10 protein-coding genes are annotated in these 13982 nt (G+C 72.7%); 1 reads left to right on the top strand and 9 read right to left on the bottom strand.

Annotated elements, in window-relative coordinates; genetic code table 11:
* The 4 genes from ASF35_RS06495 to ASF35_RS06480 form a co-directional block, all read right to left on the bottom strand.
* Entirely contained in the window at positions 1-990 is a 990-nt protein-coding gene (locus tag ASF35_RS06495) for a glycosyltransferase family 2 protein (protein ID WP_055964483.1), read from the bottom strand.
* The gene (locus ASF35_RS06490; RefSeq protein WP_235492913.1) at positions 987-1436 is read right to left on the bottom strand and encodes an adenylyltransferase/cytidyltransferase family protein; all 450 of its coding nucleotides are present in this window, start codon (positions 1434-1436) and stop codon (positions 987-989) included. The genes ASF35_RS06495 and ASF35_RS06490 overlap by 4 nt, the downstream gene beginning before the upstream one ends.
* Positions 1437-1564: 128 nt before the next feature.
* On the bottom strand, positions 1565-2488 hold the full coding sequence (locus ASF35_RS06485; protein ID WP_055964481.1) for a family 16 glycosylhydrolase: 924 nt from the start codon (positions 2486-2488) through the stop codon (positions 1565-1567).
* 16 nt (positions 2489-2504) lie between these two features.
* Positions 2505-3359 carry a sigma-70 family RNA polymerase sigma factor gene (locus tag ASF35_RS06480; RefSeq protein WP_082495389.1) on the bottom strand — a complete coding sequence of 285 codons (855 nt, stop codon included), beginning with the start codon at positions 3357-3359 and terminating at the stop codon, positions 2505-2507.
* 223 nt (positions 3360-3582) lie between these two features.
* Between ASF35_RS06480 and ASF35_RS06475 the strand changes: the two genes are divergently transcribed.
* The gene (locus ASF35_RS06475) at positions 3583-4839 is read left to right on the top strand and encodes a Wzz/FepE/Etk N-terminal domain-containing protein (protein ID WP_055964475.1); all 1257 of its coding nucleotides are present in this window, start codon (positions 3583-3585) and stop codon (positions 4837-4839) included.
* A gap of 24 nt (positions 4840-4863) precedes the next feature.
* On the opposite strand, the gene ASF35_RS06470 is transcribed toward ASF35_RS06475, so the two are convergent.
* The 5 genes from ASF35_RS06470 to ASF35_RS18615 form a co-directional block, all read right to left on the bottom strand.
* The gene (locus ASF35_RS06470) at positions 4864-6342 is read right to left on the bottom strand and encodes a lipopolysaccharide biosynthesis protein (RefSeq protein ID WP_055964471.1); all 1479 of its coding nucleotides are present in this window, start codon (positions 6340-6342) and stop codon (positions 4864-4866) included.
* Positions 6332-7624 (bottom strand): O-antigen ligase family protein, encoded by a 1293-nt coding sequence (locus ASF35_RS06465; RefSeq protein ID WP_369797009.1) that lies wholly within the window; start codon positions 7622-7624, stop codon positions 6332-6334. The genes ASF35_RS06470 and ASF35_RS06465 overlap by 11 nt, the downstream gene beginning before the upstream one ends.
* Before the next feature lie 64 nt (positions 7625-7688).
* A complete protein-coding gene (locus ASF35_RS06460) occupies positions 7689-8396 on the bottom strand; it encodes a CDP-alcohol phosphatidyltransferase family protein (protein ID WP_055964465.1) in 708 nt (235 codons plus the stop codon).
* An 829-nt stretch (positions 8397-9225) separates the two neighbouring features.
* A complete protein-coding gene (locus tag ASF35_RS06450; protein ID WP_055964459.1) occupies positions 9226-11388 on the bottom strand; it encodes a fibrinogen-like YCDxxxxGGGW domain-containing protein in 2163 nt (720 codons plus the stop codon).
* A gap of 430 nt (positions 11389-11818) precedes the next feature.
* Positions 11819-13854, bottom strand: a 2036-nt coding sequence (locus ASF35_RS18615; RefSeq protein ID WP_369797008.1) for a fibrinogen-like YCDxxxxGGGW domain-containing protein, incomplete at its 3' end; no start/stop codon positions are given.
* Between the last annotated feature and the right edge of the window lie 128 nt (positions 13855-13982).

Raw genomic sequence — 13982 nt, 5'->3', positions numbered from 1 at the left:
TCAGATCCCCTTTCCGAAGCGTCGGGCGACGGTCACGACGGCGCCGGTGGTCGCCAGGCGCAGGCCGATGACGAGCGCGAGCCAGGCGCGAAGGTTGGTGCGGCGCAGGGCGATGGCGCGGCGGGCGTGTCGCCGACCTGCCGCCCGCTGGCCGGACGAGACCTCGCCGAAGGCGATCTGTGAGAGCATGCGGGAGTGCGCGGCGTCGTCGCCAGCGAACTCCGGGTGCTTGGCCAGGAGGTAGGTGAGCGCCGCCGCGTAGTCGGCCCAGCGCCCGAAGAAGTAGGACTGGCCCTGCCAGCGCACCCGCACGAGGGGCTCGTTGACCAGCCGGACCGGCGCGAGGCGGGAGGCGCCGAGCAGGACGTCGGTGTCCTCGGCGTAGCCACGGGGCAGGTCCTCGTCGATCATGCCGATCTCGTGGACCAGCGCCTCGCGGCGGAACACGAAGCTGCTCGAGTGCAGGCCGCCGAACCGCTCGCGCACGAGCTCGGCGTGGGAGACGACGTCGCTCGGGACGAGACGGTCGGTGAGCCGCTCACCGTCGTCGACCTGCATGGCGGTGGCCACGAGGCGGACGTCGGGGTGGTCGCGGAAGAGGGGCATCTGCGCCGCGAGCTTGCCGGCCAGCCAGGTGTCGTCGTCGTCGAGGAACGCGACGAAGTCGTGGGAGGCGGCGAGGATGCCGCTGTTGCGGGCGCCGGCCAGGCCTCGGGTGCGCTCGTTCACGACGGCGCGCAGCGTCTGCGTCGGGCCGGTGACCACGTCGGGGAGCACGGGGTCGCAGGCGTCGAAGACGACGACGACCTCGATCGGACCTGCGTACTCCTGGTTCAGCACGCTGCGGACGGCCTCGGCCATCAGCTGCGGCCGGTCGTGCGTGGGCACGACCACGGTGACGGCCGGGGCGTACCCGGCCGCGTCGGCGTCGACGACGCCGTCGGTGGTCCGACGGTCGACCTGCGAGGCCTGGACGGTCGGCACGCTCACAGCTGGCCCTCGAGCTCGGCGCCGGTGAGGTGGGCGCGCAGGATCGTGCTGGAGGTCTGGCGGGTGTACGGGTAGTAGACGACGTCGACGCCGATCTCACCCATCGACCGCTCGAGGCGGTAGCCCTTCGGCGTCCCCTGCCAGTCGTCACCCTTGAAGATGACGTCGAACGGCCGCTGGTCCCAGACCATCTTCTTGTCCTCGGAGCGGTCGATGACGACCTCGTCGACGATCCCGAGGGCCGAGATGATGTCGATGCGCTCGTCGCACGGGACGACCGGGGGCCGACCCTTCAGCAGCTCGACGTACTCGTCGCTGGCGACGCCCACCACGAGGTGGTGGCAACGGTGCCGCGCACGGCGCAGCAGGTTGAGGTGGCCCACGTGGAACATGTCGAACACGCCGCTGGCGTACCCCACGTCATAGGTCTTCCGGTCGATGGTCACCCTGTCTCCGATCCCCTGGATGTGACACTCATCCAGAAGGAGCAGCGAGGGTGTGTTCCGTGACGCCGGATGGAGGACCGGTTCTGGTGGCGCTCGTCACGGTCGCCGCAGCGGAGCCGCAGGACGCCTCAGGAGCGCGGCCGGAAGACCCGGACGTGGTCGACCTCGAGCGTGGCCGGGAGGCGGGTGGACCCGGGCTGCTCCGGGTCCAGGCGCCCCCAGTACCGTCCGCCGACCTGGAGGTTGAGCCGGATGTTCATCTCGTCGTCGAGGGCTGCGGCCAGGCGCGGCTCCTGGTCCAGGTCGACGTGACCGGTCGTGCGACCGTCGAGGGAGAAGCGCAGGCAACCGGGCACCCAGTCGACGGCGAAGACGTGGAAGTCGTCGGCCAGCGGCCCGGCGGCCGAGCCCCATCCACCCACGCGTCGGTATCCCTGCGGGGCATCGGTGTCCTCGTGCACCGTCCAGGCGTACTGCGACGCCATGTCGTCGCGCGGGCGCGCCGCAGGCGTCCCCCAGGCCTCCACCACGTCGATCTCGCCCGGCAGGTCGTCGGCCCTCAGCCAGAACGCCGGCCAGAGGCCGCGCGACTCCCCGGGTGCCACGGGCAGCCGGGCCCGCACCTCCCACCGGCCGTACCGCTGCGAGAAGTGGCCGATGGTGTCGACGTACCCGGTCGTGACCGGGCGGAGGCCGCTCGGGTCGCCGGCGGCGTCGTCGCGCGCGGTGATCCGCAGCGTGCCGTCGGCCACCGACACGTTGTCGGCGCGGATCCTGGCCTGGTCGAACGACAGGGTGGTCGCGTCGCGCACGGTCCAGCGCTGCGGGTCGAGACCCGCGCGGCCCTGTCCTGCTCCGTCGAACTCCTCGGACCAGGTCTGCTCGCCCTGGTCCGGGTCGGACAGGTCGAGCGCGTCGACGTCGCCGGCGGAGCAGCGCACCGAGGCGTCGACCGACCGACCGCCTGACCCGTCGTCGCGCACCACGAGCACCCCCGCGGCGACGGCCGCGACCGCGACCGCCGCACCGAGGACCAGCGGACCGCGTCTCACCGGTGGGACGACGCGGTCAGGCGCGCGCTGCGGCGACGACCGCGGCGGCGGTGACGATCCCCGCCGTCGCCCCGGCCATCGTGCTCAGGCCGTCGGCGACCCCGGTCGTGCCGGTGGGGGCGACCACGCGCGCGTTGACGTCCTCGATCTCGAGGTAGCTGGCCATGCACGCCGGGCAGGTCTCGAGGTGGGCGTGGATGCGCTTCTGCTCGCGCATGCCGGCCGTGCGCCGCACGAGCGAGGCCAGGCGGGGTCGCACACGACGACACTCCTCGGTCTCGGACGCGGTGTCGACGGAGACGTGCTGGGCGAGGTAGGCCTCGCGCAGCCCGGCCCGGGCCCGGTAGACGAGCGCGGACACGCTGTTGGGCTTGAGGTCGAGCCGCTCGGCGATCTCGTGCGGCTTGAGACCCTCGACGTCGAGGTACCACAGCACGGTCCGCCAGCGCTCCGGGAGCGACTCGAACGCCGTGCGGACGAGGTCGCGCTCGAAGCTGTCGAGCTGGCCGTTGCCGAACGGGACCGCCGTGTCGATCTTGGCGAGGTCGTCGGTGGGCTGGACGCGCTGACGCAGCCGACCCCGACGTCCGGCCTCGTGGCGCACCGAGGTGAGGACGTAGGCGCGGAAGGCGTAGTCGGGACCGTTGCCCCGACGCAGCTGGCCGAGCACCTGGGCGAAGGCCTCGGACACGGTGTCCTCGGCGTCGCCGTGCGACGACAGACGTCTGGCAAGACGGAGGGCCACCGGTCGGTAGCGGCGGAAGAGCTCGGCATAGGCGTCGTCGTGACCGTCTCTGGCGAGCCCGAGCAGATGCGCGTCGTCCAACGTCGAGGTGGACGCGCGCACGGATGTGCACGAGTTTTCAGACATGTATTTCCCCTGGATGAGTTCCAGCCGTCGCTCGAGGTGACGAGCTCCCGGCCGGACCACCTGCGCTTTTTGACACAGGCGGTTACAACGAGCCCCATACTAGCGGCAGACCCGTGAGGGTCAATGACACACGTCACAGGGGTACGCGTCGGTACCCCGGCGTCATGAACGCCGGCCTCGGCACTCCTCTTGCATGATGTCCCGGTCCCAAGGAGCAAGTCCCATGCAGCCCGCACCGCCCCAGCCCGTCCAGCTCAGCGAGCTCGCGGGGTCGTTGCGCCGTCGCTGGCGCGTCCTCGCCCTCGGCGCCGCCGTCGGCCTGCTGCTCGGCGTCCTCGCCTGGGCGGTCCTCCCCGTGACCTACACGGCCACCACGTCGGTCCGGGTCTCCTCGGTCGACGTGCCCTCGTCCTCGGGCTCGAGCGCCACCGCCGCCCTCGACGTCGCCACGGCCGCGCAGCTCGTGACCTCCGGCGACGTGCTCGCTGCTGCAGCCGACGACCTCGGCACCACCCGCGGCGAGCTGAAGGACGGCGTGGGTGTGGAGAACCCGCCCGACACCGCCGTGCTGAACATCACCTACACCGCCTCCTCCGCCGACGCCGCAGCCACCGGGTCGCGTGCGGTGGCCGAGGCCTTCCTCGGCGTGCGCGGCAAGACCGCGGCCGACGAGGTGCAGGCCCAGCAGGAGGCGACCTGGGACCGCGTCTCGATGCTCGAGCGCTCGGCGCAGCGCTACCCCGCCGGCTCCCCCGCCAAGGCCTCGATCCTGCGCCAGGCCGAGTCGCTGGGCGACCGCGCCGCCGAGCTCGCCACCGCCGACACCACCCCCGGCCAGATCCTCGGGGCCACCGCCACGCCGTCGGGCCCGTCGTCGCTCGGCGTCCTGCCGCTCGGCGTGGCCGGGCTGGCCCTCGGCCTGCTCGTCGCGGTGCCGGTCGCCCTGACGCGTCGCACCGCCCCGAGCGCCGGCATCGGCGACGTGGGTGGGCTCGGCTCGATCAACGAGGCGGCCGTCCTCGACGGCACCCGCGACCCGCGACCGCAGGACACGTGGGACATCGCGGCCCTCATGCTCAAGCTCCCGAGCGAGGCCCCGGCCGACTCCGGCTACACGCTCGTCGTCGACGGGTCGGTGGGCACCCAGCCCGGGACCGCCCTCGCCGAGGCGCTGCGCCGTCGCGGTCGGGCCGTGCGTCACGTCGACGCCGCCGTCATCAACGAGGGCAAGCTGGCCCGCGGGTGGCCCACCCAGCGCAAGCAGTCGACGTGGGGCGGCGAGGTGGTCGTCATCGACTCCTCCGAGCTCACGTCCGACGCGCTCAAGGTCACCCTCGCCACCCGGTGCGACCAGGTCGTGCTGGCTCGCTCGGTCGACGACGACGCGCTCGCCGCGCGCCGCCTCCGCGGGCTGCTGCGCGCCCAGGGTGTCGACGTCGCGCTCACCGTGCTGCTCCCGCAGCGCGGCGAGCGGCTGTGACGGGGCCGACGGCGACGGGGCGGCTCAGGCTCCGCGGAGCCTGACCAGGTCCAGCAGACCCAGCCGTCGGCGCAGCAGCGCTCCGACGACCAGGTAGACGACGGCGAGAGCCGCGGTCGTGGCCGCGGCCACCGACGCGCCGGTTCCCCACGTGGCGGCCACCAGCACGCTCGGTGCCAGCACCATGACCACGGGAAGGGCCGCAGCCCACAGGATCGGGGCCCACGGCGGTCGCACGCCCATGAGGACCTGCACCTGGTAGCCCACGACCGCGGTGTCGACGACGATCGTGACCGCCCAGGCGATCGCGGCGCCCTCGATGCCCCAGTGCGGGACCAGCACGAGCAGCAGCACGACGTCGAGGGCGAGCGCGCCGGTCTTGTCGGCGAGCTGCCAGCTGCTGCGCCCGGCCATGAGGAGCACGCTCTGCACCGCGCCCGCCGCGGTGGCGACCGCCATGGCCGCCGCCAGCACGCGCAGGGACGGGGCACCGGAGTCGAAGCCGTCGCCGAAGATGCCCAGCACCGGCTCCGCGAACACCGCCAGGACGGCGTAGAAGGGCCAGGCCGCCCACACCATGGCCGCGGTGACGACGCCGTACAGACGACCCACCAGGGCGTGGTCGCCCCGGGCCGACGCCGCACTGATGGCCGGACCGACGGCGATGCGCGCCGCCTGCTGCACCACCTCGCCGGCCCGTGCGCACCGCGTGACCACCGCGTACACGCCGGCCTCGGCCGGAGAGGCGAAGACCCCGACGATCACCACGTCGACCCACTCGAGCACGATCTCGACGCACGCCGTCGCACCACGCGCGGCACTGAACCGCCAGAAGCCGGGGTAGGCCGTCCGTGACCGGCCCTCGGGCCGGGCGCCACCCGTGACGTGACGCGCGGCGAGCGCGGCCGCGACGACCAGCACGAGGGGCACCGGCAGGAGCCAGGCCGCGACGACCTCGCTGACGCCCCAGCCGGCCAGCACCGCCACGCCGACGGCCACCATCCGACCGGCCGGCAGCAGGATGTTCTGCACCAGCGGGAACGCGAGCGGGTCGCCCGCCCCCCGGGTGATGCCCAGCGCCAGGGCCGTGAGGGAGGCCAGCACGGTGAGCGGGACGGCAGCCACGGCCACGACCGGCGAGAGACCCGACGGCGCGACCGTGAGGGCCAGGGGGATGCCGAGAGCCACCACGACCGCCCCGCCCACCAGGACGGGGACCACGGCGGTCCGGACGATCTGCGGCGTGTCCTGCGGTCGGCCCAGCGCCCGGGTGGCCGCGACGAACCGCACCAGCCCCGTGTCGGCACCGAGCTCGGCGCTGTTGGCGACGATCAGGAAGACGGCGACGACCAGGAAGTAGACACCCGATCCCTCGGTCCCCAGGTGCCGGCCGACCAGCGCGGCCAGCACGAGGTTGACCATCGCCCCGAGGGCGCCCCCCACGAGGTTCGCGACGGCTGCCGTGCCGAGGCCCGACCGAGCGGAGGTGACCTCAGTCGTCATCGTCGAGGCCGTAGCGACGTCTCAGCAGGATCGCCGCCACGAGCGCGATGGCGAGGAGCTGGATGATGTCGAGGCCGTACACGATGATCGCGAGGCTCGAGACGACGAGCGTCGCGTGCAGGGCCACGTCGACGTCGTCGCGGCAGTACCGGGTGCGCCAGGTGGAGCCCCAGAGGAACGCGAGGAACAGCGCCAGGCCGACGAAGCCGAAGCTGAACATGAGCGTCCAGATGTAGCCCTGCGTGCCGACCGAGAGCGCCTGCTCGGCGGAGGGCCGGGGCGCGCCGTACCCCAGGAGCGGAGAGGCCAGGGTGCGCTGGATCGTCTCGGCGTAGAGCGTGAAGCGGGCCCCGTTGGACTGGCCGTACTCCTGACGCACCTCGAACTGGGTGAACAGGCCCTGCCAGACCAGCACCACTCCGGCGACCAGCCCGAGCACGGTGAGCGTGATGACCGGTGCCGCCCGGTCGCGCAGCGCGTACCTCACGAGCACGTAGGCCCCGGCCAGGGCGAGCGCGGCGAACATGCCGCGGTTCGACGTGGCCATGGCCGGGAAGATCATGACGCCCGCACCGACGATGATGGCGCAGCGCAGGAGCCACGACCGGGTCATCATGAAGCAGGCGAGCGCGATCGGGGTGAGCACGAGGATGGCGACGCCCCAGCTGTTGGCGTACGGGAAGGGCGCCGACGGACGGACGAACGGCTCGGGTGCACCCCAGGGGTGCTGCACCTCGGCGAACGGCGGGAAGAACAGGTCGCGCACGTAGGAGTTGCCGCTGATCGAGGCCGGCAGGAGCAGGCCGACGGGCGTCGTGAGTCGGGTTCCCGGCAGGATCATGCCGAGCACTCCGCCGGCGATCACGAAGAACCACAGGAACGTGAGCCCGTGCACGAGCCGACGCCGGGTGAGGCGCGTGCGCGCCGCGACCGTGTACACGAAGGCGATCGCGACGAAGGACATGATGGCCAGGCGGAAGCCGAAGCCGAGCATGCGTGGTCCGGTGTCGATCATCACCGCCGACGCCGCCATCCACAGGCACAGTCCGACGAGCGCTCCCACGCCGGGGACCCAGAGGGCGTAGCGCCGCACCAGCATGAAGCCGAGCATGACGACGGCCATGGTGACGGCGCCGGGCACGACGGTGAGTCCGAGGACCCACATGAGCGGGAAGCCCCAGAGCATCGTGAGGAGCGGCCAGGCCGGCAGGGGGTCCGACGGCAGACGCCGGGTCGGCTCGGTGCCGACGAGGTCGGTCCACGACACCTCGCGCGCCCTCATCGCTGCCACCGCCCCATGCTCGCACGCAGCCCGGTGGCCGGCCCGCGGTTCGACCCGAGCGGGCTCATCCGAGCGCGCGCAGCGCCCGGAGGCGGCGGCGCAGGGTCATGACGAGCAGGAGCAGGTTCGCGGCGGCGAGCAGGCCGTACCCCAGCAGGAAGGCACCCGTGAGGGGCCAGAGCAGGAAGACCAGGTTCTGCACCCCGACGTCGGCCGGCAGCTGCACGATCGAGGAGTACCGACCGGCCGACGCCGCCCGGTCGCTCCTGCGGGGCGCGAGCTGCTCGGCGAGGATCTGGGCGAAGAACCGCAGCGAGGCGACGAACGCGAAGCCCAGCGGCAGGAGCGCCCATGCCGCGTCGAGGTCGGTGTGGCGCAGCAGCGCCACGGCCACGGCCAGGTGGAGCGCCAGGGTCCGGGCGGCGTCGACCGTGTGGTCGAGCCACTCCCCCGCCACCGAACCGCTGCCACGCAGCCGCGCGAGCTGTCCGTCGGCCGCGTCGAACGCGAACGCACCCTGCAGCAGCAGGGTGACGGCCACGCCCGTGAGCACGCTCGGCGCCGGGAGCACCAGCACGGCGAGGGCGGCCACGACCAGCAGGGCGCTGACGGCCGTCATCTGGTCGGGCGTGGCTCCGAACCGGTGCGCCACCGCGGCGATGCCGCGCCCCAGTCGACGATTGACCGCACGCATGTACAGCGGCACACCGGTGCCGTCCTTCTGGGCTGCGGCGAGCCGGTCCCAGGAGGTGCGGACGTCGAGTGCGGTCATGGGGATCCTCAGCGGGAGGCGACGACGTTCGCGTCGAAGCTGGTGGTCGGGGTGCTCCGGTAGTTGGAGTGCACCTCGGCGGTGATGACGTTCGACCCGTTGCGCAGCGCCGAGAGCGGGATGTCGATGCTCACCGGGTTGTTGGTCGCGCTGGTCGTGGTCGGCGCGGCCGTGGCGTACGTGTTCGGACCGACCGTGCCGGTGGGCAGGTTGACCCGGGCCACCTCGGTGCCGTTGACGTAGACGACCACGCCGTCGTCGGCCCGTGTCGTGAGCCGGTAGCGGGTGAAGGCGCCGACGTCGGCGACGTCGAAGGTGCGCCGGTAGTGGGACGTGAGGGCGCGCGTGCTGCCCGCCGCGACGTCGATGTTGGTCGCGATCGGACCGCTGCCCCACCCCAGCGGGGCGGGCCCGCTGCGCCAGCCGGACGCGTCGAAGGAGTCGCCCTTCCAGTCCGTGGCCACCGGTGCGGTGTTGTCGAAGTAGTAGGACCAGGTGGCACCGTCGGCCAGGACGGTCGCCGACTGCGCCGGCCGGACGACGGCGGTGGAGGCCGACCAGTTGCCCTGGCCGTCGCTGGCCCGCACGAAGAACCGGTCGGCCGAGGTGGAGTCCGGCACCGAGACCGTGGTGGAGGTAGTCGTGGCGACGACCCGGTCGTTGCGCAGCACCTCGTAGGTGACGCCGTTCGTCGAGCCGGCCTTCCACGAGACGGTGGCCGACGAGCCCTCGACGACGGCCTTGGCGTCGCTGGGCGCCGACGGGGCCGTCGCCGGACGCTGCGCGAACCGCGCGAAGCCGCCGGAGAACNGAGCGACTCAAACCGGGGTCACTCGTCGTCGGACACCTTCCACGAGACGGTGGCCGACGAGCCCTCGACGACGGCCTTGGCGTCGCTGGGCGCCGACGGGGCCGTCGCCGGACGCTGCGCGAACCGCGCGAAGCCGCCGGAGAACTGGTTGCCCCCGCCGTCCTTCACGCTCGTCTGGATCGACCCGCCGGCCCACAGCGTGCCGTCCTTGGCGACGGTGGCCGCCCACACGCCGAACCCGCCGCGGGACTTCCACTGCGGCGCGAAGGTGGTGACGAAGGCGCCGGTGGTGTTGTCCCAGGCACCCAGCAGCGAGATCTTGCCTGCCTGGGTCCACTGCACGGACGTCGTGCCCGGGTTGAAGTTGTCGTAGTTCGTGGTGCCGGAGTAGTTCCAGTCACCGCAGTGGCAGCCGCCGTAGGCGACCTTGTCGCCGAGACCGCCCGTGATGGCCTGCAGGTCACCGCCGGCCTTCGTGATGCCGGTGTCCTTCAGGGCGAAGTCGGTGGTGTCGTAGGAGAACATGCTGTGCTGCGAGCCGCCCAGCCACACCTTGCCCCCGACCTGCTTGACGGCCTGCTGGTAGCTGGCACCACCCGTGCTGTAGGTCGGGTTCCAGGCCGGGGTGGTGACCGCGGCGCCCGCCGCCGTGCTGATGGCCACGCCCTTCTTGACCGTGGTGGCACCCGAGGCGGTCATGTAGCCCGCGAAGTAGGCGCGCGCACCGTCGTCGGAGACGTCGAGGGCCGCGACGCTGCCGTTGAAGTTCGGGTTCCAGCCTGCGTCGCCGTTGCCGGTGGAGAGGTCGATGCGGCCCGCGTTGCGGGCGTAGGCGGCGTTGGTGCCGCGCACCAGGTGGGTGAAAACCCCGCCGACGTAGAGCCGTCCGCCGGACACGTCGAGCCCGCGGACGCTGACCTTGGCGCTGGTGCCGCGGTTCTCGACGACCGTGGTCCAGGAGGACGACAGGGCGCCGGTGGCGTCGAGGACCGTGAGGCCGGTGCGGCCCTGGCCGTTGACGGTCGTGAACTCACCGCCGACGGCGAGTCGGCCGTCGGGCAGGGCCGCGAGCGACCGGACCTGGTTGTCGAACGTGGGCCGGAACGAGGAGATCCACTCGCCGGTCGTGGCGTCGAACGCGGCGAGGTAGGACTGACCTTCGCTCTGCGTGCCGCTCTGGTTGCGCACGGAGGTGAAGTTGCCGCCCACGTACATCGTGTTGCCGATCTGCGCGAACGCCTGCACCTCGGTCGCGAGCTCACCGGTGCCGCCGGCTCCGGTGCCGGTGACGCCCCACGGCTGGGCCAGCGAGCCGCTCTTGGCCACCGGCAGCGCCGTGACGGCACTGGTCCCCGCATCGGGGACGGTCTCGAACGAGAGGTCGGACTGACGCAGCCGCGGGCGGACGAAGACCTGGGTGAACGGCGTGGCGTTCCCGCTGCCCGTGGCGTAGAGGTAGCTCGACGAGGCCGTCGAGCCGGTGACTCCGCTGCCGTAGTTGAAGCCCCGCACCCAGCCGTTGGTGCTGGACTCGAACGTCCAGACCCGGCGCAGGCGGTTGCTCGAGAGGGTGGACGTGGTGCCGAAGTCGCGCGAGGTGGCGCCGGAGAAGGACGTGCCGTCGAACGATGCGGACGTGAGCGGGTGACCCGCGCCGAACGCCCACGACCACGAGGCCAGCGAGCGGATCTGCACCCGCACGTCCTGCCAGGAGGTGCCGTCGACGGTCGCGGCGCGCCGCAGGCGGATGCCGTCGGTGAGGGCGTCGACACGCTTGCCGCCCAGCAGGGCGTCGACGGTCGCGGTGGACAGCTTCTTCGGCGCGAACGCCGACTGACCGGTCGGGGTCGACGCGATCTGGGCCGGGGTGCCCTGGGCGTCGCCGTCCCAGTTCCAGCCGTCTCGACCACGGCCCACGAGCACCCAGCCGCCGCCGTCGGTGGTCATGTCGCAGTAGAACTGCGTGGGCGTCCGCAGCTGAGGTGTCAGCAACCAGTAGACGCCGTCGGTCGCCGAGGGCTTGACCTGCTTGACCTCCCAGCACGAGGCGGCCGCCGCCGCCTGGTTCGAGCCGTCGGGGACCACCGTGGCCGCCTGGGCGGCGGGCACGACGCCGGTCAACCCGGTGACGACGACGGCGAAGGCGGCCGCGAGCGCGGCGAGGCTGGTCTTGGTACGCACGGAGGATCCTTGATCGGTTCGGGGCGCGAGCCGGTCGTTCCCCCGACGGCCCACGGAGTGGAGGAGCACCGCGGCCCGCATCCATGACGCGACTGCCCTGCCGGAGTTCGGGTGGGTCGGGTCACACGTCCCGGGTCGACCCGCTCAGGAGGCGCGCACGAGGGCGGTGGAGGCCGACCAGTTGCCGTGGCCGTCGGCGGCCCGCACGAAGAACCGGTCGGCCGAGGTGGAGTCCGGCACCGAGACCGTCGTGGAGCTGGTCGTGGCGACGACCCGGTCGTTGCGCAGCACCTCGTAGGTGACCCCGCTCGTCGAGCCGGCCTTCCACGACACGGTGGCCGACGAGCCCTCGACGACGGCCTTGGCGTCGCTGGGCGCCGACGGGGCCGTCGCCGGACGCTGCGCGAACCGCGCGAAGCCGCCGGAGAANACGGTGGCCGACGAGCCCTCGACGACGGCCTTGGCGTCGCTGGGCGCCGACGGGGCCGTCGCCGGACGCTGCGCGAACCGCGCGAAGCCGCCGGAGAACTGGTTGCCCCCGCCGTCCTTCACGCTCGTCTGGATCGACCCGCCCGCCCACAGCGTGCCGTCCTTCGCCACCGTCACCGCCCACACGCCGAACCCGCCGCGGGACTTCCACTGCGGCGCGAACGTCGTCACGAACGCACCGGTGGCGTTCTCCCAGGCACCCAGCAGCGAGATCTTGCCCGCCTGCTTCCAGGCCACCGAGGTGGACCCGACCTTCAGCGTGTCGTAGCTCGTGGCGCCGGTGTAGCTCCAGTCACCGCAGTGGCAGCCGCCGTACACGATCCGGCCGTTGTCGCCGATCGCCTGCAGGTCACCGCCCGCCCGGGTGAGGTGCGCGGCCTTCAGCGCCAGGGTGCTCGCGTCGTACGCGAACATGCTGTGCTGCGAGCCGCCCAGCCAGACGCGGGACCCGACCTGCCGGACCGCCTGCTGGTACGTCGCCGTGCCCGTGGTGCTGTAGCGAGGCTTCCAGGCCGGTGACGCGATGCCTGCGCCCGAGGCCGTGCTGAGCGCGAGGCCCTTGCGCACGGTCCGTCCCGCTGCCTTGGTCATGTAGCCCGCGAGGTAGACGCGCTTCCCGTCCGCTGCGACGTCGAGGTCGGCCACCGTGCCGTTGATGCGCGGCTTCCACGCCCCGTCCCCGCTGCCGGTGCTGAGCTTGATCCGCGCCACGTAGGGCATGGCCGACGACGCCGACCCTCGCACGACGTGGGTGAACCGTCCGCCGAGGTAGAGGCGTCCCCCGGCCACGTCCATCGCGCGCACGGACGCCTTCTCGTCCCCGGTGCGGCGCACGACCCCCGCCGTCCAGGTCCGGTCGAGGGCGCCCGAGGTGGTGAAGACGGCCACGCTGCGTCGCAGGACGCCGTTCACGGACGTGAAGTCGCCGCCGACCGCCAGGCGGCCGTCGGGCAGGGCGGCCAGGGCCCGGACCTGGCGGTCGAGGCTCGGGCGGAACGACGAGATCCACTCACCCGTCGTGGCGTCGAAGGCGGCGAGGTAGGACTGCTTGACGCTCTGGGAGCCCGACTGGTTGCGCACGGTGGTGAAGTTGCCGCCCACGTACATCGTGTTGCCCACCTGAGCGAACGCCTGCACCTCCGTGCCGAGCTCGCCGGCACCACCGGACCCGGTGCCGGTGACGCCCCACGGCTGGGCCAGCGAGCCGCTCCTGGCCACGGGCAGCGCGGTGACCGCACCGGTCCCGGTGTCGGGGACGGTCGCGAACGAGAGGTCGGACTGACGCAGCCGCGGGCGGACGAAGACCTGCGTGAACGGCGTCGCGTAGCCGCTGCCCGTCGCGTAGAGGTAGGACGAGGACCCGGTGCTCCCGGCGACGGCCTGTCCGTGGTTGAACCCACGAACCCAGCCGTTGGCCTGCGACTCGTAGGTCCAGACCCGACGCAGGCGGTTGGCGGAGGTCGTCGACGTCGTGCCGGCGTCACGCGAGGTGGCGCCGGAGAACGACGTGCCGTCGAACGAGGCCGAGGTGAGCGGGTGGCCGGCGCCGAAGGCCCACGACCACGAGGCCAGCGAGCGGATCCGCAGACGCACGTCCTGCCACGACGTCCCGTCGGCGTTCGCGGCACGACGCAGGCGGATGCCGTCGGTGAGGGCGTCGACACGCTTGCCACCCAGCAGGGCGTCGACCGTCGCCGTCGACAGCTTCTTCGGCGCGAACGCCGACGGTCCCGTCGGCGCCTTCGCGATCTGCGCCGGGGTGCCCTGGGCGTCGCCGTCCCAGCGCCAGCCGTCGCGACCCCGACCGACGAGCACCCAGCCACCGCCGTCGGTCGTCATGTCGCAGTAGAACTGCGTGGGCGTCCGCAGCTGCGGGGTCAGCAGCCAGTAGACGCCGTCGGTCGCCGAGGGCTCGACCTGCTTGACCTCCCAGCACGACGCCGCGGCCGACGCCTGGGTCGAGCCGTCGGGGACCACCGTGGCCGCCTGCGCGGCAGGCGCGGTACCGAGGTGCGCCGACGTCGTGACCGCCACCGGGACGATCACGAGCGCGACCAGTCGTCGGGCAGCGGTCGTCCAGGTCACCGACCGACCGTGCCACGTCG

The organism is Aeromicrobium sp. Leaf291 (assembly GCF_001423365.1).
Taxonomy (GTDB): domain Bacteria; phylum Actinomycetota; class Actinomycetes; order Propionibacteriales; family Nocardioidaceae; genus Aeromicrobium.
The sequence above is the reverse complement of the archived record's forward strand: the minus strand, read 5'-3'. Positions and strand labels throughout refer to the sequence as shown.

Coding starts and splice junctions, on each gene's coding strand:
- ASF35_RS06470 (WP_055964471.1), bottom strand. CDS start 6,342: ATGACGACTGAGGTCACCTCCGCTCGGTCGGGCCTCGGCACGGCAGCC.
- ASF35_RS06460 (WP_055964465.1), bottom strand. CDS start 8,396: ATGACCGCACTCGACGTCCGCACCTCCTGGGACCGGCTCGCCGCAGCC.
- ASF35_RS06475 (WP_055964475.1), top strand. CDS start 3,583: ATGCAGCCCGCACCGCCCCAGCCCGTCCAGCTCAGCGAGCTCGCGGGG.
- ASF35_RS06465 (WP_369797009.1), bottom strand. CDS start 7,624: ATGAGGGCGCGCGAGGTGTCGTGGACCGACCTCGTCGGCACCGAGCCG.
- ASF35_RS06480 (WP_082495389.1), bottom strand. CDS start 3,359: ATGTCTGAAAACTCGTGCACATCCGTGCGCGCGTCCACCTCGACGTTG.